Source organism: Microbispora sp. H10670, assembly GCF_014161385.1.
Lineage (GTDB): Bacteria > Actinomycetota > Actinomycetes > Streptosporangiales > Streptosporangiaceae > Microbispora > Microbispora triticiradicis.
The window spans coordinates 431,043-448,895 of record NZ_JABBWW010000001.1 but is presented as its reverse complement, the minus strand read 5'-3'; the positions used below and the strand labels follow the sequence as shown (position 1 = coordinate 448,895).

The 17,853-nt window shown below is 71.1% G+C and carries 22 protein-coding genes and 1 tRNA gene; 10 read left to right on the top strand and 13 right to left on the bottom strand.

The genetic code is table 11. The annotated features are described in order from the left end of the window. Positions 1–22: 22 nt before the first annotated feature. Positions 23–409, top strand: coding sequence for a hypothetical protein (locus tag HHX33_RS35510; RefSeq protein WP_259402022.1), 387 nt, complete (start codon positions 23–25; stop codon positions 407–409). Positions 410–439: 30 nt separating this feature from the next. On the opposite strand, the gene HHX33_RS02160 is transcribed toward HHX33_RS35510, so the two are convergent. After that, positions 440–1,105 carry a DNA-binding response regulator gene (locus HHX33_RS02160; protein WP_182873054.1) on the bottom strand — a complete coding sequence of 222 codons (666 nt, stop codon included), beginning with the start codon at positions 1,103–1,105 and terminating at the stop codon, positions 440–442. Positions 1,106–1,197: 92 nt separating this feature from the next. Here HHX33_RS02160 and HHX33_RS02155 point away from each other — a divergent pair, with 92 nt between their 5' ends. Further along, complete coding sequence (locus tag HHX33_RS02155) at positions 1,198–2,073, top strand: aldo/keto reductase (RefSeq protein WP_220501380.1); 876 nt, start codon at positions 1,198–1,200, stop codon at positions 2,071–2,073. A gap of 384 nt (positions 2,074–2,457) precedes the next feature. Then, positions 2,458–3,639 (top strand): ATP-binding protein, encoded by a 1,182-nt coding sequence (locus HHX33_RS02150; protein WP_117408895.1) that lies wholly within the window; start codon positions 2,458–2,460, stop codon positions 3,637–3,639. Positions 3,640–3,744: 105 nt separating this feature from the next. Here the strand turns inward: HHX33_RS02150 and HHX33_RS02145 are convergent, their stop codons facing one another. Next, on the bottom strand, positions 3,745–4,599 hold the full coding sequence (locus HHX33_RS02145; protein ID WP_182873053.1) for a MauE/DoxX family redox-associated membrane protein: 855 nt from the start codon (positions 4,597–4,599) through the stop codon (positions 3,745–3,747). A gap of 3 nt (positions 4,600–4,602) precedes the next feature. Continuing rightward, positions 4,603–5,553: a hypothetical protein gene (locus HHX33_RS02140; protein WP_310740242.1), complete on the bottom strand. Its 951-nt coding sequence runs from the start codon at positions 5,551–5,553 to the stop codon at positions 4,603–4,605. A gap of 234 nt (positions 5,554–5,787) precedes the next feature. Between HHX33_RS02140 and HHX33_RS02135 the strand changes: the two genes are divergently transcribed. Beyond that, positions 5,788–6,327, top strand: coding sequence for a SigE family RNA polymerase sigma factor (locus HHX33_RS02135; RefSeq protein ID WP_310741194.1), 540 nt, complete (start codon positions 5,788–5,790; stop codon positions 6,325–6,327). Positions 6,328–6,369: 42 nt separating this feature from the next. Here HHX33_RS02135 and HHX33_RS34845 read toward each other — a convergent pair whose 3' ends face one another. Together HHX33_RS34845 and HHX33_RS02125 are read right to left on the bottom strand one after the other, a co-directional pair. Then, positions 6,370–7,371, bottom strand: a complete 1,002-nt coding sequence (locus HHX33_RS34845) for a thermonuclease family protein (protein ID WP_220501379.1) — start codon at positions 7,369–7,371, stop codon at positions 6,370–6,372. 135 nt (positions 7,372–7,506) lie between these two features. After that, on the bottom strand, positions 7,507–8,004 hold the full coding sequence (locus HHX33_RS02125) for a MarR family winged helix-turn-helix transcriptional regulator (protein ID WP_117408899.1): 498 nt from the start codon (positions 8,002–8,004) through the stop codon (positions 7,507–7,509). 97 nt (positions 8,005–8,101) lie between these two features. On the opposite strand from HHX33_RS02125, the gene HHX33_RS02120 reads away from it, so the two are divergent. Together HHX33_RS02120 and HHX33_RS02115 are read left to right on the top strand one after the other, a co-directional pair. Further along, positions 8,102–8,665: a YceI family protein gene (locus HHX33_RS02120; RefSeq protein ID WP_182873052.1), complete on the top strand. Its 564-nt coding sequence runs from the start codon at positions 8,102–8,104 to the stop codon at positions 8,663–8,665. Positions 8,666–8,976: 311 nt separating this feature from the next. Continuing rightward, positions 8,977–9,066 (top strand) — tRNA-Ser (locus tag HHX33_RS02115). Between the two features lie 82 nt (positions 9,067–9,148). Here the strand turns inward: HHX33_RS02115 and HHX33_RS02110 are convergent. Further along, complete coding sequence (locus HHX33_RS02110; RefSeq protein WP_310741169.1) at positions 9,149–9,574, bottom strand: tyrosine-type recombinase/integrase; 426 nt, start codon at positions 9,572–9,574, stop codon at positions 9,149–9,151. A 7-nt stretch (positions 9,575–9,581) separates the two neighbouring features. Then, positions 9,582–11,498, bottom strand: coding sequence for a hypothetical protein (locus HHX33_RS02105; RefSeq protein ID WP_182873050.1), 1,917 nt, complete (start codon positions 11,496–11,498; stop codon positions 9,582–9,584). A gap of 21 nt (positions 11,499–11,519) precedes the next feature. On the opposite strand from HHX33_RS02105, the gene HHX33_RS02100 reads away from it, so the two are divergent. Further along, positions 11,520–11,846 carry a hypothetical protein gene (locus HHX33_RS02100; RefSeq protein ID WP_182873049.1) on the top strand — a complete coding sequence of 109 codons (327 nt, stop codon included), beginning with the start codon at positions 11,520–11,522 and terminating at the stop codon, positions 11,844–11,846. A gap of 293 nt (positions 11,847–12,139) precedes the next feature. On the opposite strand, the gene HHX33_RS02095 is transcribed toward HHX33_RS02100, so the two are convergent. Then, the gene (locus HHX33_RS02095; protein ID WP_182873048.1) at positions 12,140–12,382 is read right to left on the bottom strand and encodes a hypothetical protein; all 243 of its coding nucleotides are present in this window, start codon (positions 12,380–12,382) and stop codon (positions 12,140–12,142) included. Between the two features lie 749 nt (positions 12,383–13,131). After that, positions 13,132–13,500, bottom strand: coding sequence for a bleomycin resistance protein (locus HHX33_RS02090; protein ID WP_182873047.1), 369 nt, complete (start codon positions 13,498–13,500; stop codon positions 13,132–13,134). A gap of 314 nt (positions 13,501–13,814) precedes the next feature. Here HHX33_RS02090 and HHX33_RS02085 point away from each other — a divergent pair, with 314 nt between their 5' ends. Then, complete coding sequence (locus HHX33_RS02085) at positions 13,815–14,177, top strand: nuclear transport factor 2 family protein (protein WP_182873046.1); 363 nt, start codon at positions 13,815–13,817, stop codon at positions 14,175–14,177. A gap of 255 nt (positions 14,178–14,432) precedes the next feature. Next, positions 14,433–15,206: an SDR family NAD(P)-dependent oxidoreductase gene (locus tag HHX33_RS02080; RefSeq protein ID WP_182873045.1), complete on the top strand. Its 774-nt coding sequence runs from the start codon at positions 14,433–14,435 to the stop codon at positions 15,204–15,206. Between the two features lies 1 nt (position 15,207). Here HHX33_RS02080 and HHX33_RS02075 read toward each other — a convergent pair whose 3' ends face one another. From HHX33_RS02075 to HHX33_RS02065, 3 genes are read right to left on the bottom strand one after another with little or no spacing between them, the layout of a single operon-like run. Further along, entirely contained in the window at positions 15,208–15,747 is a 540-nt protein-coding gene (locus HHX33_RS02075) for a GNAT family N-acetyltransferase (protein ID WP_182873044.1), read from the bottom strand. Positions 15,748–15,792: 45 nt separating this feature from the next. Beyond that, positions 15,793–16,161, bottom strand: coding sequence for a barstar family protein (locus HHX33_RS02070; RefSeq protein WP_182873043.1), 369 nt, complete (start codon positions 16,159–16,161; stop codon positions 15,793–15,795). 9 nt (positions 16,162–16,170) lie between these two features. Beyond that, positions 16,171–16,584 carry a ribonuclease domain-containing protein gene (locus tag HHX33_RS02065; RefSeq protein WP_220501378.1) on the bottom strand — a complete coding sequence of 138 codons (414 nt, stop codon included), beginning with the start codon at positions 16,582–16,584 and terminating at the stop codon, positions 16,171–16,173. A gap of 230 nt (positions 16,585–16,814) precedes the next feature. On the opposite strand from HHX33_RS02065, the gene HHX33_RS02060 reads away from it, so the two are divergent. Further along, a complete protein-coding gene (locus HHX33_RS02060; protein ID WP_182873042.1) occupies positions 16,815–17,330 on the top strand; it encodes a DUF4142 domain-containing protein in 516 nt (171 codons plus the stop codon). 82 nt (positions 17,331–17,412) lie between these two features. On the opposite strand, the gene HHX33_RS35505 is transcribed toward HHX33_RS02060, so the two are convergent. Continuing rightward, positions 17,413–17,535 carry a hypothetical protein gene (locus tag HHX33_RS35505; RefSeq protein ID WP_259402020.1) on the bottom strand — a complete coding sequence of 41 codons (123 nt, stop codon included), beginning with the start codon at positions 17,533–17,535 and terminating at the stop codon, positions 17,413–17,415. Positions 17,536–17,853 lie beyond the last annotated feature (318 nt).

The following is a 17,853-nucleotide window of genomic DNA, read 5'->3' as shown; positions in this document are numbered from 1 at the left end:
GCCGCCGCGTCGCGGAGCCCGCGTGAACCCCGGCACCGGGCCGCGAGCGGGTGACCGGCCGGACGACCACCCCACCGGCGTCGCCTACGAGCAGGCCCTCGCCGCCCAGGGCCGTACGCCCGGCCAGGCCCCGGCGGACGGGAAGGCCCCGGCGGACGGTCAGGCGCAGCCGTACGATCCGCTGAAGTTGTGCGTCTACGCCACGGTGGCGCTGCTCGCCTGGGTGTTCGGCGCGTGGGCGGTGCTCGCCTTCGCCGCCCTGGGCGTCGCCGGATACTGGCGGGCCCGCCGCGCGGGGCTCACGAGGAGCAAGTGCTATCTCCGCGACACCCGGCTCGTCCTCGCCTACCTGGGGCTGGTCGCCCTGGCCGCCGCCGCGGCCCTCGTGCTCCCGCACCTGCCCCGCTGAACCGGCGACCTGTGTCCGACCGGTGTCCGTCTATCCCGTGAGCCCGAGCTCGCCCGCGCGCAGCCCGGCCTGGAAGCGCGAACCGGCGTCCAGCGCCTCCATGAGCTCGGCGACGCGCCTGCGGTACGTTCGCACCGACAGGCCGAGGTGCCGCGCCGCGGTCTCGTCGGTGTGACCCGCGCCGAGCGCGCGCAGGACGGCCCGGCTGTCCTCGTCGAGGTGCGGCGCGTCGCCGCGCAGGTAGGCGGTCAGCTCGGTGGCCGCGTCCCAGGCGGCCGTGAAGAGGGCGTACACGCCGCTCACCAGGGTGGGCGAGGTGGTGACGGTGAACTCGCGGGGGCCGGGCCGGTCCCGTCCAGCGAGGATCACCACGCGCCGGTCGATGACGATCGTCTCGTGCGGCAGCGGGGTGGAGCTGATCCGCACCTCGACGCCCCTGGCCACGACCTCGCGCAGGTGCGTCCGCGAGGACTCGTCGGCGAGGGCGACGGGGGTGTAGAGCTTCCTGAAGGCCAGGCCGGAGGCGCCGGGGCCGGGCATCCGCCCGGCCACCGAGTGCCGGGCCCCGGGCTGCGACCAGGTGGCGAGGTCGCGGGCCGCGCACACGAACTCGTGCCGTACGCCGGTGAACAGATGACCGGCCCGGGCCACGAGCTCCGCGTCGCCACGGACGGTGATGACCTGTTCGGCTGTCATCCGCCCATTATGACCCTCCATGACCTGGCGGCAGGCTGGCAGCTTGCTGCCACCGCGTTGGCCGCCGCCTCCCGCCGCGCGAGGCTGACGGCATGACGACTGACATGAACGCCGCGCTCGGCGGCGAGTTCCTCCTCGGCGGCGACCTGCCCGTTCACCGGCTCGGCTTCGGGGCGATGCGGCTGCCCGTCGGCACCTTCGACGGCGCCGTCCGCGACCCCGAGACGGGCGTCGCCGTGCTCCGCCGCGCCGTCGAGCTCGGCGTGGACCACATCGACACGGCATGGTTCTACCGGCGCGGGGGCGTCGCCGCCAACGACCTGATCCGCCGGGCGCTCGCGCCGTACGCGGACGGCCTGGTGATCGCGACCAAGGTCGGCCCGCTGCTCGACGACACCGGGATGCCGACCGGCGAGGCCGGTCCGGGCGAGCTGCGCGGGCTGGTGGAGGACAACCTGCGCACCCTCGGCGTGGAACGGCTCGACCTCGTGTACCTGCGGGTCGGCGGCATGGGCGCCCCAGGCGGCGCCTCCGTCTCGGACCGGTTCGCGGCCCTGGCCGAGCTCCGCGAGGAGGGGCTGATCCGGCACCTCGGCGTCAGCAACGTCGACGCCGCCCAGCTCGACGAGGCCCTGTCCATCGCCCCGGTGGCCGCCGTGCAGAACAGCTTCCACGTGCAGGACCGGGGCGACGCCGAGCTGCTGGCCCGGTGCGAGAAGGACGGCATCGCCTTCGTGCCCTTCTTCCCGCTCGGCGGCGGGTGGCGGCCCATCGACCAGACGCGTCTGGCGGCGGTCGTGGAGCGTCACGGGGCGACCGCCCCGCAGATCGCGCTCGCGTGGCTGCTGGCGATCTCGCCCGCGCTGCTCGCGATCCCCGGTACGGGGGTCCTCGATCATCTGGAGGAGAACATGGCGGCGGGACGGATCCACCTGACGCCGGAGGACCTCGCCGCCCTCGAGGACTGAAGGCCCTCCTGACCGGAGCCGAACGACGGCGTTTGGCGGAGCTTTTTCACCGAACGCTCGCGCACATGTTCGATGAGGCGCTACAGTCATGGGCACCGGATCGAACACGGGTTCGGTCGAGCCCCGGCAGGTGAGGAGTGTGCGATGGCTGTGCCGACGGTGTCCGCCGCCCTCGCTCCCACTTCCGCCCCCGGCCTCGCCGGCCCGGCTGCGTTCGACCGCGGCGTACCCTCCCCGGCTCCGCCCGTCGTCGTCCCGGTCGTGCCGGCCCAGGCTCCGCCCGCCGCCGTGCGGTGCGTGCCCGGGCCGCGCCGGGCGACACGCCGTAGCGCTTTCTACGGAAATCTACGACGGCCGCTATATCCCGTCATAAAGTCCGAGAGCGTGGACCCCGTGCGCAACCCCTACGCCCCAGGCGCCGGACAGCGCCCCCCGGAGCTCGCCGGACGCGATCGCGAGCTCCAGCAGTTCGAGGTCGTGCTGGAGCGGGTGGCCCGGGGCCGCCCGGAGCGGAGCATGGTCCTCACCGGTCTGCGCGGTGTGGGCAAGACGGTCCTGCTCAACACCTTCAAGTCCATGGCCATGCAGCGGCTGTGGGGCACCGGGAAGATCGAGGCCAGGCCCGACCAGTCGATCCGGCGCCCGGTGGCCGCCGCGATGCACATGGCCATCAGGGAGCTCGCGCCCCGGCACCGCGCCCCCGAGCGGATCGAGGAGTTCCTCGGCGTGCTCAAGGCGTTCGCCATGCGCGATCCCGCCGCCGCGAAGGGCACCTCCCACTGGTCGCCCGGCATCGACGTCCCCGCCGCCCGCGGCCGGGCCGACTCCGGCGACCTGGAGATCGACCTGACCGAGCTGTTCGTCGACGCGGCGGGTGTGGCGACCGACCTCGGCGTCGGCATCGCGCTGTTCATCGACGAGATGCAGGACGTGCAGGCGCCGGACGTCTCGGCTCTCTGCGCGGCCTGCCACGAGCTGTCGCAGAGCGGTGGCCCGCTGATCGTCGTGGGTGCCGGCCTGCCGCACCTGCCGAGCGTGCTGTCGGCGAGCAAGAGCTACTCCGAGCGGCTGTTCCGGTACGCCCGCATCGACCGGCTCGACCGTGACGCCGCCGACCTGGCGCTGATCGTCCCGGCCGGCCGCGAGGACGTGGAGTTCACGCCCGACGCGCTCGACGCGCTGTACGAGGCGGCCGACGGCTACCCCTACTTCGTCCAGGCCTACGGCAAGGTCGCCTGGGACCTCGCGCCCCGCAGCCCCATCACCGCCGAGGACATCAAGGTGTCCGCGCCGGAGGCGGAGGAGGAGCTGGCCGTCGGCTTCTTCGGCAGCCGGTACGAACGGGCCACTCCCGCGGAGCGCGACTACATGCACGCGATGGCCCAGCTCGGCGACGACCCGGTGCCGACGGCCGAGGTGGCCGAGGCGCTCGGCCGCAAGCCGTCGAGCCTGTCCCCGGCCCGCGACAGCCTGATCAAGAAGGGCCTGATCTACAGCGCCGAGCGCGGCGTGATCGGGTTCACCGTGCCCCATTTCGGGAGGTTCCTGCGTGCCCAGCCGGTCTGAGGCGGCACGCCCATCGACCTCTCTACGGCTTTCTAGAGGGGAAGCTAGAGAGCCGTAGAGAGTTGAAGTGAAGTCCTCGATGCGGGAATCTACCCCTGTATAGCGTCAGGCCGATACAGGGGTAGATTCCCGCAGAGAGGCGTCCGTACGGTCACCGGCGACGGCAGCGACGCGGCCGTCCGCTCCGACCACGGCGACGCGGACGGCGGGACGGCGTCCGCTCAGGTACACCGCGAAGACCACCTCGGTGCCGTCCCGGGCGGGAAACACGAAGAAGCGCCAGCACAGCTCGCGCCACATGTCGGACGGCTCGCCCGTCACCAGCGACCCCGCGTGCGCCCGCCACGCCGCACTGCCGCGCAGGCGGGACAGCGCCCGTCCGGAAGGCAGCGCCCGCTGCTCGCACGGCGCCCGGTGCCGTACGCGGGCGGCGACCTCGTCGATCTCCGGCGAGAGGACGAGCAGCAGCAGGACGAGGCCGCCGGCGATCCAGGCCGCGGTCCCCCGCGGCAGGACGGGCCGGGCCATGACTCCGGGCAGGCCCGGGACGTTCCCGGCCGCGACGAGAACCGCCATCGCCGTCAGCGCGGCGGCCCGTCCGATCGACCGCAGCCCGACCGGCGCCGCGCTGACCTCCCCGAAACAGCCGCACCCGACGTCGGGCCGCCGTCTGCGCAGGTCCCACAGGACGTACGTCGCGATCGCGAAGAACACCACCGGGGACCAGCGCGTGACGGGGTGGTCCAGCACCAGCGATCCGCCGGCCAGGGCGAACTCGGTCAGCGCGCAGGCGATCATCGCGGGCCTGGCGAACCGCTCCGGCGCGAGCGCGACCGGGCCCAGCCGGGTCAGCGCGCCCGGCGACGCCTCACGGCCGGCCGTGGCCAGCTTGGCGACGCCGCCCAGCGTCAGCGTGAGGGCGAGGACCGGCAACGCGGCCGTCGCGATGATCGTAAGCACCGGTCACCCCAATCCGACGCGGGCGTTGAAGCAGCCCTTGGTCAAGTCTCCCCCGAGCGCCACGTAGGACGACGCCGACAGTTCCACGAGCCTCCCGCGCGGGGAGGTGCCGCATTCCAGGCAGCGGTCGCAGAACCGCCCGGCGAGGCACCCGCACGCCACGATCGGCAGCGTGTCCGCCCGTCCGTCGCACACGTTCCGCACGCGCAGCAGCGAGCCCAGCGCGAGGTACGGCAGGCCCGCGCAGGAGACGCCCGCGTCGTCGCAGCCGGTGTCCTCGGATTCGAGCACGGGATAGGCCGCGCCGTCCTCCGGAAGGTCCGCCCACACGGCCGTGCCCGCGACGCTCGCCTGGACCCCTCCGTACGCCGGGGGAGCCGGGGGCGACGCCGAGGCGTGGTACGGCGGCTGCGAGGTCGCGGGGAGCTGCGCCAGTGACGTGCCCTGGTCGAGCAGGCCGATGGCGTCGAACAGATACCCCGGCTCCAGCTTCGGGTGCCGCACCCGGATCCGCCCCGAGGAGCGGTAGGGGATCACAATGGAGCGTTCCCGGCGATGCGGGCCGCAGTCGAGGTCCACGGTGAGGTCCCGGGTTCCCCGGACGTCACGGATGACGCCGGTGATCCGCGTGACGTCGGCCCAGATGCGCTCGGCCACCGTGCCGGACCGCAGCGCCCTGATGACCACCCGCGACCCGATGGGCAGGTCGGCGGGCGCGACGGCGCCGCCGCGCCAGGCGGTCGCCCACGGCGCGATCACCAGGCGCCGCTGGCGGCCGTCGTCGGCCTCCACGATGATCAGATGCGGGCTGACGTCGATCACCTCGCCGTCGACCACGTCGAACGGCGCCTCCTCCTCCGGCGACCGCGGCGCGGGCCCGGGATCGCGCCCGAGCGCCGCCGCGGCCAGCATGCGCCGTCGCGCTCCGGCCCGGTGCGGTAATGACCCTTCCACGTCCTCCAGCCTCACATGCCAGGGCGGGATGGAGATGCCGTTTTCCGGGCGATGGTGGCGTCCGGGATCAATATTCCTCCTCCCGGTGCAAGGGGTTGCCACCCGCCGAGGGCAAACCACCGCCCGGGTGGGATTACGGCCCGTCCGGCCCGCCGCTACCGGCTTGTCCGGTGTTTACGCAGGCCGGGGCGAAACCTGAATTCCGGCTCAGTCGGATCCGATCGCGTGGCTGCGATTCTGGCACGAGATGCCTCTCTGGCCGGGTTGGTGATCCTGAGCGTGAACCACGAGGAGTTCCACACGTACGTCCAGTCCCGCGGGGCGGCGCTGCTCCGGGTCGCCAACCAGCTGACCGGCAACCCCAGCGATGCCGAGGATCTGCTGCAGACCGCCCTCACCCGCACCTACCTCGCCTGGGACCGCATCCGCGACCGCTCGTCGCTCGACGGTTACGTGCGACGCGCGATGGTGAACATCAACATCTCCTGGTGGCGGCGGCGCAGGCTGGAGGAGTACCCCTCGGAGTCCCTTCCCGACGTACCGGCGCAGCAGGACGCGCGGCACCGGTACGAGGAGTTGGAGCAGGCGCTCGACCGGCTCCCCACCCGGCAGCGCACGGCGATCGTGCTGCGCTACTACGAGGACATGACCGAGCCCGAGATCGCCAGGACGCTGGGGATCAGCGTGGGCACGGTCAAGAGCACGGTCTCGCGGGGCATGGCGAAGCTACGCGGCGATCTGGTCGTCCCCGAACCCCGGGAACGGGTGAACTGACCGCCGCGCGCCTCACCTCCCGCGCTTTAGGTCCCGCGTTTCTCAGGTCTCGCAGACCACGCCGTCGCTGTCGCTGTCGACGTACCAGTCGTACTCGACGTCGATGCCCCGGACGTACGGCCCGTAGCCGGCCCTGTTGGCCTCCTCGCAGGTGCCGAAGCGGGGATCCGTCGAGCCGTCGTCGTCACCCGTCGCGGTCGGAGTGGGGGTCGGCGTCGCAGTGGGCGTCGGGGTGGGCGTGGGGGTGGTCGTGCCGCCGGTCAGCCCGTCGGGGTCCGGGCTCGCGGACGCGCCGGGCGCGGGAGAGGCGCCGTCGGCGGGCTCCACCGCGAGGTCTCCGGACGATCCGGGCGGAACCTGGATCGAGCCACGCTTGTCGTAGGTGTCGGCCGCCCAGCAGGGACCCGACCACATGCCCCGGCCATCGGCCTGCGCGCGCATCTGCTCGGCGAACTGCCAGTCGGTGTAGCTGTGGTCGGGCAGGTAGGGCACGGCCTGGGCGAACCCGCTCCTGACCATGTCGCCGTTGACGTACAGGCCCTTGGGCGACCACGTGTAGACGAGGACGCGGTCGTTCTCGGTCACCTGCTCGGAGGCCCGCACGTAGGCCGGCTTGCCGGCGGGAAGCAGCGCCTTGAGCCGCGCGACCGCGCCTTCGTACCAGCAGTCGCCCTTCTCCGGCGCGTCCGCCTCCAGGAGACCGATCCGTACGGTCCGGCCGCTGGCGGTCACCACGTCCAGGGCGTCACCGTCCACGATCTTCTTCACCGTCACCTCGACCGCGTCCTTGGGCACGGTCTTCGGCCGGGGGGTCTTCGTGGCCTTGGCGGTCGTGCTCGGGGTGGCGCTGGGGCTCGGCGTCGCGCTCGCGCTCGGGCTGGGGGTCGCGGCCGGAGTCTGGGACGGGGTCGGCGTCGGGCTCGGACTGGCGCTCGGACTGGGGCTCGGGCTCGCGGCCGCGGCGAAGGCGCTGGTGGACGCGGCCACAGGAACCGCGAGGACCGCGGTGGCGAGGATGGCGAGTGCGTGTGAGGGGAAACGCACGAGTGCTCCATTGGCTTGGGTACGGGGGACACGTCGGCTTCGTGGAGCCGTTTCCTGGATTACGGAGTCCACCAGAAAACGATCGTATGCGCCAGTCCGTCCGGTCGGTTCCCTCGAATCACGATCCTGTGCGGCTCAGCCCGTCCTCGTCCGCGACGGCCTGCCGGCTCCGTCCGCTCCCGCGGTCGCGCAGGGCCGTACGACGTCGCGGATCACCCGCAGGGTCTCCAGGAACTCGGCGAGCCGCTCGTCGGTCAGCAGGCCGGTGAACCAGGTCTCGATGTCCTTGATGTGCTCGGGGAGCACCGTGCGCAACCGCTCCGCCCCCGCCTCGCTCAGCACCGCGTACGACGCGCGGCGGTCGCTCGCGCACGCGTGCCTCTCGACGAGTCCCTCGCGCTCCAGGCGGTCGACGACACGGGTGATCCCGCTGGTGGACAGCGAGGTCTGGGCCGCGAGGTCGCTCATCCGCAGCCGCCGCTCGGGCGAGCGGGCCAGCCGGATCAGAGTCTCGAAGTCGACCTCGGACAACCCGGCGGTGACCAGGGTGGGGGTGGTCTTGGCGGCCAGCCCGGCGAAGACCTCCGCGAACAGGCCCATCGCCGTGAGCCGCGGGTCGTCGAATGGATCCATGGTCCAAGTCTACGTCAGAATAGTTGACGCGAGGAATATCCTCGGGTAGAAATTTGCTCAGTGAGACATCAGCACCGCAACGATCTGGGGAGTAGCCATGAGCATCCGTGAGTGGGAGGGCCTGAAGGTCCCGACGGCCGGCGAGTTCGCGCTCGACAAGGCGCACACGCGCGTCGGTTTCGTCGTCAAGCACATGATGGTCAGCAAGGTTCGCGGGCACTTCGCCGACTTCGAGGGCAAGATCGCCATCGCCGAGAACCCGCTTGAGTCCTCCGTCGACGTCGTCATCAAGACGGGCACGATCGAGACCGGCGCGGCCGACCGTGACGGTCACCTGCGCAGCGACGACTTCCTGGGCGCCGACAAGTTCCCCGAGATCACCTTCCGCAGCAAGCGCGTGACCGGCCTGTCCGGCAACGAGTTCACGCTCGTCGGCGACCTGACGGTGCGTGACGTCACCAAGGAGGTCGAGCTCAAGGTCGAGTTCAACGGGGCGGCCAACAACCCGTGGGGCCAGGAGATCTTCGGTTACTCCGCCGAGACCGAGATCGACCGCGAGGACTTCGGCCTGACCTGGAACCAGGCGCTGGAGGCCGGTGGCGTCCTCGTCGGCAAGAAGGTCAAGATCGAGATCGAGGGCGAGGCCGTCCGTCAGGCCTGAGCCTGTGGACTGCACCGGCGGAAATCCACACCTTGTGCACAGCCGTCATCCACAGCCTGTGGAAGACGGCTGTGTCCTTGTATAACGCCAGCTCACCCGGCGGCCGAGGACATCCTGCCGTACGCAACGGCGCGAGTCTGTGCGCCGCTCGCCGACCCGCGCGGCAACCCCCCAGCCCCGCCGAAGGCCGCCCGGAGCGGGCCCGCTCCGGTGCCGCGACGCGGGTGGTCGAGACGGTGCCACGCCCCACCCGGCAATCCGCTTTGCCGCGTTGCGCGATCGCCGGTACGCTGTGCTGAGCAGCGCTCCCAGGAGGCTTCGCCTAGTCAGGTCTATGGCGCCGCACTGCTAATGCGGTTTGGGTCTTAAGCCCATCCGGGGTTCAAATCCCCGAGCCTCCGCAGTTCAGAGCCCCTCTCGCCGGTCTCGGCGAGAGGGGCTTTTTGATCTCCAGACCCGCGAGGGTTGCAGTTTGGGTTGCAATTAGTCGTCGTCTCCCCAGAGAGCAGCGCCCATGCGCTCGCTCGCGTCCTTCACCTGAGGACTGGCGATGTGGGTGTAACGCTCAGTGGTCGGCACCCTCGCATGACCGAGGATCTCCTGTACGACCCGGATGTGGACGCCCTGCTCGACGAGGAGCGTCCGGGCCGTGTGGCGGGCGTCGTGGAGGCGGGCTTCCCTGACCCCGGCCTGGCGCAGGAGCGCCTTCCACATCTTGTAGTCCTCGCTGCGCTCCATCGGCCGGCCACGTCTCGTCGGGAAGCGCAGGTCGTGATCCTCCCAGAGCTCGCCAGCTGTGTCGCAGCGGGGGCAGACGGTGGGCGTCAAGGTATGGAAGAAGGCCCGTGCGAGCGCTGCTTCCGCGCCTGGTGCGGCCTGAACTGGTACAGCCGGCCTTACCGCCCACACGGCCAGGTCACCGATGCTCCGGCAGGGGCTCTGGCGCAGTGAGAGCCCGGCTCACCGCTTCCGCGACCTTGCCGATGCCGTATTCCAGACGGCGGAAGTACGTGGCCCTGGACAGGTGGAGGCGATGCGCGAGGAGGTCGTGGCCTCCGGCACGGGTGAGGTAGTACAGGCGCAGGATCTCCCCGGCTTCGGCGTCCACGGCGGACGCCGACGACGCCAGGGCCTCCACGGCCTGCCGCATGAGGTCGGCGAGCGCGGGCTCCGGCCGCGGGCCCGCGGCGGAGGTCCGGGCCTGCGTGCGGATCCCCCGCAACGCGGTGCGGACGAGCTCGGCCGTCTGGCCGGGGCCTTCAGAACGAGGGTCCCGCATCCGCCGCAGCCACGCGGACATGTTCTGTTCGGTGAACGTGCGGGCGTAGAGGGCGCTCGGCCGGCCGCACCGGTAGACGTCGTGCCGCGTGTCGCCGATGCGGCGCAGGCCGAAGCGCGCCGCCATCTCCTGGTAGGGGATCCACGGCGTGGACACCACGAGCCCGCCGCCGGCCATCCCCGTGGTGAGAATGTGACGGACGAGTGCGGGCTGCGCCCGGGCGAACCGCGGCTCGACCGCCAGCATGCCGACGACCGATCCGCACCGCCCGAGGTTCAGCACCGTGTCCGCGTACTGCTGGAGCAACGGCTCCAGTGCCGGTGCGGCGTCGGGATCCAGCGGCGTGAGGTTGGTCATTCCCACCGCGTGGTCGTCGCTGTCCACCGCGAGGTGGAAACCATGGTCGGCGCCAGACAGCCACAGATCGCGCATCCGGTCCACCTGGCGTTCCGCCAGGCCCTCGGCCTCGCCCCACAACCGGAGCAGCCGGCCGATCGCCTCGTCGTCGCCGTCTGCGGCGCGCCGCACCGAGAACTCGCCGCGCTCGTCGGCGTACAGGTCGCGGCGCGCATGCCGCCTTCCGGACAGATAGATGACCTGGTCCGCGATCCGGGCCCGCAGCGGCGGGTCGGCTGCGTGAGCCAGCTGACGGTGACGATGCTCGGCGGCGCGCGCGGCCATCTCGTCGCGGAGGACCGGGTGACGCCAGCGGTAGGCGAGGTCGAAGAGCGTCCGGTACGGCTCGGCGACGGTCAGCCCGTGACGGTCCGGGCGGATCACGCTCAGCCGTCTCAGCCGCGAGAAGGCCCGGGATGGCAGCCGCACCAGGGCGGTGAGGAGATCCTCGTCCGCACCGTCGACGGCGGCCACGATCGGCAGCGCCCCGGGAGGAAGCCCCCGGGACTCCGCGCTCAGGCGACGCAGCACCTCGGTGGCCGCCGCATCGGCCAGCGCACCCTCCGGGCCCGGTTCGCCGCCTCTCAGGATCGCCCGGCACAGCGAATCCGCGATGAGCGGGATCCCACCGCTGAGCCGTACGACCAGGTCGCCGTGCGCCGGGTCCGGCACCCCGAGCGCGCGGGCCAGCCCGCGGATGCCCGCGGGCGACCACGGCCGGAGCTCGACCGTGACGATCGGCCTGTGCGCCCATCCGGGCCGCGCGGCCAGGGGCAGCCGGCTGGCGATAAGAAACCGGCCGTGACCGGCTCGGTCCAGGAAACGCGACACCGCGTCCGCACGGCGGTCGGTGTCGACTCCGTCGACGGCGAGCGGTGCGCCGCCGCTCAGGTGGACCTCGTCCGGCGTACGGGAAAGGTCCACGAATCCGGATGACAGCGTCGCGAGCAGACGGCTCTTGCCGACCCCGAGCGGGCCGACGACGTTGACGATCGCCGACGCGTGCTCGGCGCCCACCTCGCCCAACGCCGTGACGACACCACGGGCGGCCTCCTCGAAGGCGACCGGCACCGCGTGCGAGCCGCCCTGGGCGGAGGGGCGGAGGTTGAGACCCTGTTGGGACTTCGCCTGCGACGAGCGCGGATACGTTCGGATCACGTCGAGAACGGAGAGGTGATCATGTTCAGTGTCATCCGCGCACGCGCCGGAGCCGCCGCCGTCGCCATCGGTGCGATGAGCGTCCTCGCTATGACCGCCCAGCCCGCCCAGGCCGCCGTCAACCCGGCCAACTGCCGGTTCAGCTACAACCTGTCCATCGGACGCGTGGCCGCCGACTGCTGGAACAGCACCGGATCGGGATGGTATCTCCAGCTCACCTGCGACCGCTTCAGCGGCAGGCCGCCCTACTACGTCAGAGGATCGATCATCTACGGCAGCGGCGTGTCGGCCGCGCAGTGCGACGCGCACATCTCCGAGATCGGAGACCTCGTGATCGTCAACCTCTGAGCCGGCGTCCACCGGATCGCACGGCGGCGGCTGCTGTTTCGGCCCGCTCATGCGGCCGAGCTGTACGTCACCGAGGTCTCACCCGGCGACGTGCAGGAAGAGCGCATGGATCTCCCTTCGGGAGGCACACCCGCGATGCGGGGCGACGGGGGGAAGAGCGGTTCCAGCGCATCGTGAGCCGCCTGACAGGTGCTGTCAAGATCCACCAGCACCTCCCCCGTGTGAAGATGCTCGCCACTCGCCACGTGACGAGGCCGGCATCCCCGGATCCCCGGCAGCCGGCGCGGTCGTGGTCAGCCCGGTTCCATCCCGGGACGCCGGAACCGCCGTGGCAGGCCGGCCCGGCGGGCGTGGATCGCCGTCATCGCCCGCTCCAGCGTCTGTTCCGGGGGCGCTTCGGTGTCGATCTCCGTCGCGTCGGGCCAGGGCGCCGTCGTCACCGTCATCGCCGCCGCGATCGCCTGGTCCGCATCCGCTTCCCGAACCGGTGTTTCGCCTTCGACCACTTCGGACCGTTGTCGATCCGGCCCTGCCACGGCACCACCTGGGCCAAGCGGTGCAGGCCCGACCGGCTGCCGGCCACCTACCGGCGCACCCACGGCATCCGCTACTTCCACGGCTGCTACAGCCTGGGCGATGACCTGCTGTGGGGCATCACCCACGCTGCCGCCCTTCCCCATGTACGCGGCTCTCCCGCGCTCGGAGTACTACGGCGGGGGGCGCACCGCAAACCGGCCCACATCCACCGGGTTAGAGCTGGTGGAGCGTCAAGAGGCGTAACGACACCGGTTCCTCGCGTATACCTTCCCGTCTCGCTTGCCGCGCCCGACCCATCCGGCAGTGCTCAGCCGACACGGCTTTGTCGAGGCTGCTCCCACCCTCCCCGGCGACCCCCGGCTCAGGCTGCCTCCAGCTTCACCCCGCCGCTACGACGACGAGGAGACGGACGGTCTCTCACCTCCGTTCGGACAAACAGCGCCTCGTGGCGCACGCGGGGGCGCTCCGGCTCCGGCATGGCGTCGAGCTGAAGAGCGCGAGCCGCAGGTGGTTGAGGTAGGAGCCGCGCTTTCCTCCTGCCATCGACCTGGGCAGAGCCCAGCAGACCAACTCCTCAGTTCTAGTTGCAGTCACCCTCAGTCCTCGCCCCACAGGGCGGCTCCGATGCGCTCGCTGGCGTCCTTCACCTGGACTGGCGATGGAGTCGTTGGTCGCCAGCGGCGTTCGTGCGCGCGGCACCATCGGGGTGGTCGTCCGGCAAATCGGGAGAGCCGGTTAAGTGCTCAGATCACGACATGGGCGAGCCGACGCGATGCAGGGTTCCGTCAGGGTCGACGTAGCCGAACTCCCGGAGTCCGTATGGAGTGTCGTGAGGCTCGCCGAGGCGGCCGCTGACATCCGCTGCGACCCATTCGGCGTACAGGGCATCGACGTTTGAGACATAGATGTACACGGCGGCAGCAGTGCGGGCGGGATCGTGCTCGTTCCACTCGGTGAGATGGAGCGAAACCGACCCCCGGGCGACGAACCCATATCCGGGGTCCTCTTCGGACTGCCGCGCCGAAAACCCCAGGCGACGGTAACGCTCAAGCGCGGCGGCCAGATCACGCACGGGGATCACGGGCGCCACGGCCTCGAAGACAACCTTGCTGTCCATAGCCTCTCCTACGGCTGTCGGCATGGGAGCGATGCGAGGCTATGCGGTGGCTCTGACAGTTTCACGGGTGGCTGAGATATTTCTTGGCGCCTCCGGCTCCAGGATGCGTCGAACCGGAGAGGCGGAGGTGTGCGCGGCCGTGCAGGTCACGGGCCCGCTCTAGTTTGCAGTGGCCTACCGCCGGGGCCTGGGACCTGACAGCTCCCCGCCGACCCGGGCGCGGCGACAAGATCCACACTATTGCGCTAGTTGTACGCGCTCCTTCGCCCCGTATCGTCCGGATCAGTGATCCCGTCTGCGTGAGAAGGACCGGCATGTCTGACGATGCGGTGCGACGCGTTTTCCGATCAGTCGATTCGTTCGATCCTGACGAGTTCGGGCGGCTGCTGGCCGAGGACGCCACGCTGGTGTTCGGCAACGCCGAGCCGTTGGCGGGCCGTGAGGCCATCGTCGCGGGCATCCGGGAGTTCTACTCCACCATCGGCGGCCTGCGGCACCGGGTCGTCCGTACCTGGCAGGTGGACGCCGACATCATCGCCGAGACCGAGGTGACCTACCGGAGGCTCGACGGCAAGGACGCGAGCGCCGTAGCCGTATCGATCTGGCGCACCCGCGACGACGGCCTGATCTCCGACTACCGCATATTCGTCGATCTTGCCCCCATCTACGCGGTCTAGCGATTCGGCCACAGGTGAGGAGGAGCTGGAGCGGCGCTTCCTGGCCCTCTTCCGGGAAGACCACTGACGCGGCTACGTCATCGATGCCGATCGGCTCGACGAGCGGCTGAACGACCGTCCAGGACAACCCGACTTCAAGGAACTGGGGCGACATCAGGCAGGCGCTGGTGGTGCGCGACGAGTTCTGCATGTGCCATGGTCGAATGATCACAGGTACACACCTCCGCCCGGGGTGACTGTGATGGAGGGGGCGTTGTGGGCTCTTCATACGTTGTCACCGGGGGTGGGCGGGGCATCGGCCGGGCGATCGTCGAGCGACTACTCGGCGACGCGAGCACCGTGGCCGTGATCGAACTCGACCCGGCGGCGCTCGAGTGGATCCGTACTCACCCCGCCGGTTCCCGGCTGATCGCGGTGGCCGGTGACGCCGCCGACGAGACCGTCACGGAACGGGCCGCCGACCTGGCGCAGGCGGCGGGCCCGCTCGCCGGTTGGGTCAACAACGCCGCCGTCTTCCGCGCCGCCTCGCTCGACTCCCCGTCGGCGAGTGAGCTCCTGGCTCTCATCGGGGCCAACTTCAACCCCGTGGTCGCCGGTTGCGTGACGGCGATCCGCCGCTTCCTCGACGCCGGTACGGCCGGGGCGATCGTCAACGTCTCGTCCCACCAGGCACAGCGGCCGGTGCGCGGCTCCCTGACGTACGCGACGGCGAAGGCCGCGACCGAGGGGCTCACCCGGGCGCTCGCCGTCGACTACGGCCCGCGGGGCATCCGGGTCAACGCCGTCGCCCTCGGCTCGATCAGCACCGAACGGTACGAGGCGTTCCTCCGCCGCCAGGAGCCCGCGGCGGCCACGCGGATCGAGAACGAGATGGGTCTGCTGCATCCGCTCGGCAGGGTGGGCCGTCCGGACGAGGTGGCCGCCGCCGTCGCCTACCTGCTCTCCGCCGACGCGAGCTTCGTCAACGGCGCGACCGTTCCCGTCGACGGCGGACGGTCGGTGCTCGGACGCGACCCCGAAGAGGCATGAGTCACGCGCGGTTCTTCCAGTCGTCGGCGAGCAGACCGTAGAGGAGATCATCGGTCCATTCGCCCTTGAACCAGGTGTGCTGAAGGCGCAACCCCTCCCGCCGGAAGCCCACTCGCCCAAGGAGCCGTGCCGAGCTCGTGTTGCGGGCGTCGCACTCGGCGGAGACGCGCCGCAGGCCGCGCCGCTCGAACAGGTCGCGCAGTACGGCCCGCACCGCCTCGGTGGCGTACCCCCGGCCCTGCCATCGGACGGCGAGAGTGAAGCCCAGCTCCGCCTGCATCCGGTTCTCGTGCAGGTTCACCCCCACGTCGCCGATCAGGCACTCCTCGGCCCGAAGCGCCAAGGCGTACTGGAACCACCCGGGCTCCTCCGGGTCCCGCGAGGAGAACGCGGTGACGAGCGAGAGGGCCGACTCCACCGGAACGGGGGCGGTCCAGCTCTGGTAACGCGCGACCACCGGGTCGGAGCGGTAGGCGGCGAACGCCGGCGCGTCCTCGGGCCGGAACCGACGCAGGAACAGTCGTGGCGTCTCCAGGAGCATTCGCCGATTCTCGCAGCGGGCAGCCCGGTGCGGGCCGCGGAAGGGTCAGGCGAGGCCCTCGGCCGTACGCCGGCGGAGTGGCGCCTCGTGGGCGGAGTCGGTGCACAGCGTCAGGGTCAGCCCGTCCTCCGCCGCCCCGGCCAGTACGGCCAGCAGGGTGGCGAACTGCTCGGCGGACTCGGCGGCGAGCAGGTCCCCGGCGTGCTCGACGACCAGATGGACGTTCCCGATGTCGCGCAGCGAGTCGGTCAGCGCGTCCCAGTTGTGGCCGAAGTAGCCGGGGAGGCGCAGCACCCGTGCCACCTCCGCGAAGAAGGCGGCACGGGTACGGCAGGCCCGCCCGTCGACGACCGCCGGGGCCCGGCCGGTGGTGATCGTGAGCCATGCGGGCAGCGGACGCGGGGCGGAGGCCATGAGAGATCCCTAGAGCCGGTAGAAGTCGGTGTAGTGGTTCGGCGAGAACCAGGTCACGCCGGTGCTCCGGTTGACGACGATCCGGTAGGCGTCCCGCGCGGCGCCGCGGGCCCGGGAGTACACGTCGTACTCGTAGTAGGTGGCGCCGCTGGGCAGCTGGCCCTCTCTGTTGTAGAAACGGCCGCCGGTGTAGTTGTACCTGCCGTCCGGCCAGGAGTACCAGCCGGCGCTGGTCGGGTATCCCTTCCCGGCCCAGATCGCGTTGGCCGAGCGCGCGTCGGCGCAGCGCGAGATGGTGCAGGAACCGTAGACCGCCGCCTGGGCGGGAACGGTGCCGGTCACCGTGGTCAGGGACACGACGGCGGCGATCAGGGCGATGAACCGGGCCGGCCAGGACGACCGGAAGCGTCGCGGAGTCCGCACGAGACCTCCTTGCAGAGGCGAGGGGGATGGACAATCGCCAGCATCACCCCGAATCCGGGCCGAACCAAGGTAAAGATCGCCAAAGGTATGGTGAACTCCCGGCCGCGCCGCCGTACACGCTCGGTTCCCCGCGAACGGGCCGGTGGGTATGACACCTGACAACGAGTATGCCCGGATGGTCGAGTACCGATCAGCCGGTGCTCGCCGTCGGGCGAGGATCGGGGGATCCGATGCTGAGATCGCTCATCGTCACGGTCGCGACCGTGATCGCGCCGCTGTCAGGGGTCACCGCCGCACACGCCGCGCCGCCGGATGCCAGCGACCGGGACAAGGCGTTCCTGGTCGGCGCGCATCAGGACAACCTTACGGAGATCGAGGGCGGGCAGACCGCCGAGAAGCAGGCAGGAAGCCAGGCCGTCAAGGACGCCGGAAGCCGGTTGGTCAAGGACCACACCGCCCTCGACGAGCAGGTCACGAAGGTCGCCGCGAAGTACGGGGTGGACCTGCCGGGCGAGCCGACGGAGAAGCAGCAGGCCGAACTGCGGAAGTTCGCCGCCAAGAGCGGCGCCGCGTTCGACCGCGCGTGGGTCCCGGCGCAGGTCGAGGATCACCGTATGACCCTGGTGGCGCTGGACAAGGAGGCGTCGACCGGTTCCTCCGAGAAGGTGCGGCAGCTCGCCCGGGACACCAAGCCGGTGGTGCAGGAGCACCTCGACCTCATGGAGAGCATCCAGCGTGGCGGGTGAGGGCCGGTGCCGGCCGGGGCGGGTCTCCTGGCCGGCACGTCCCCGGCCCCTCTGAGCGATCCGGCTTCCGCGGGGACGGCTCTCACCGGAACAAGGCCACGACCAGCCAGATGACCAGCGCCCAGAAGACCAGACCCGCGACCACGGCCGCGACGAGCCCGCGAAGGCGGTACCGCCTGCCGGGCGGGCCTGGTGGCTCGTTCACGTTCCCTCCCGCGGGGCGGCCCGGTGTCCGCCTGCGTGCCCTGCTCATATACCCCGGGCACGCCTCTCCTGTCGCCACGAAGTAATATCCGTCACACAGAGTGATGGTGTGGCAAGGGTCCCCCGAGGACCAGTGTGCGCATCGGGGGCGCGCCAAGGTAGCCATGCGGCCGATTCCGGCCAGCCCGTTCGCCGACCGGCTCCTGCCGTGCGCGAACGGTCCCCGCGTACGGGTCGGCTTGACCGTGCGCAGGGCGGATTATTGGCGCAAGCAGGGGTGAGGGGTCTGGTAGAGTTACACGCGTTGCCGAGCACAGCA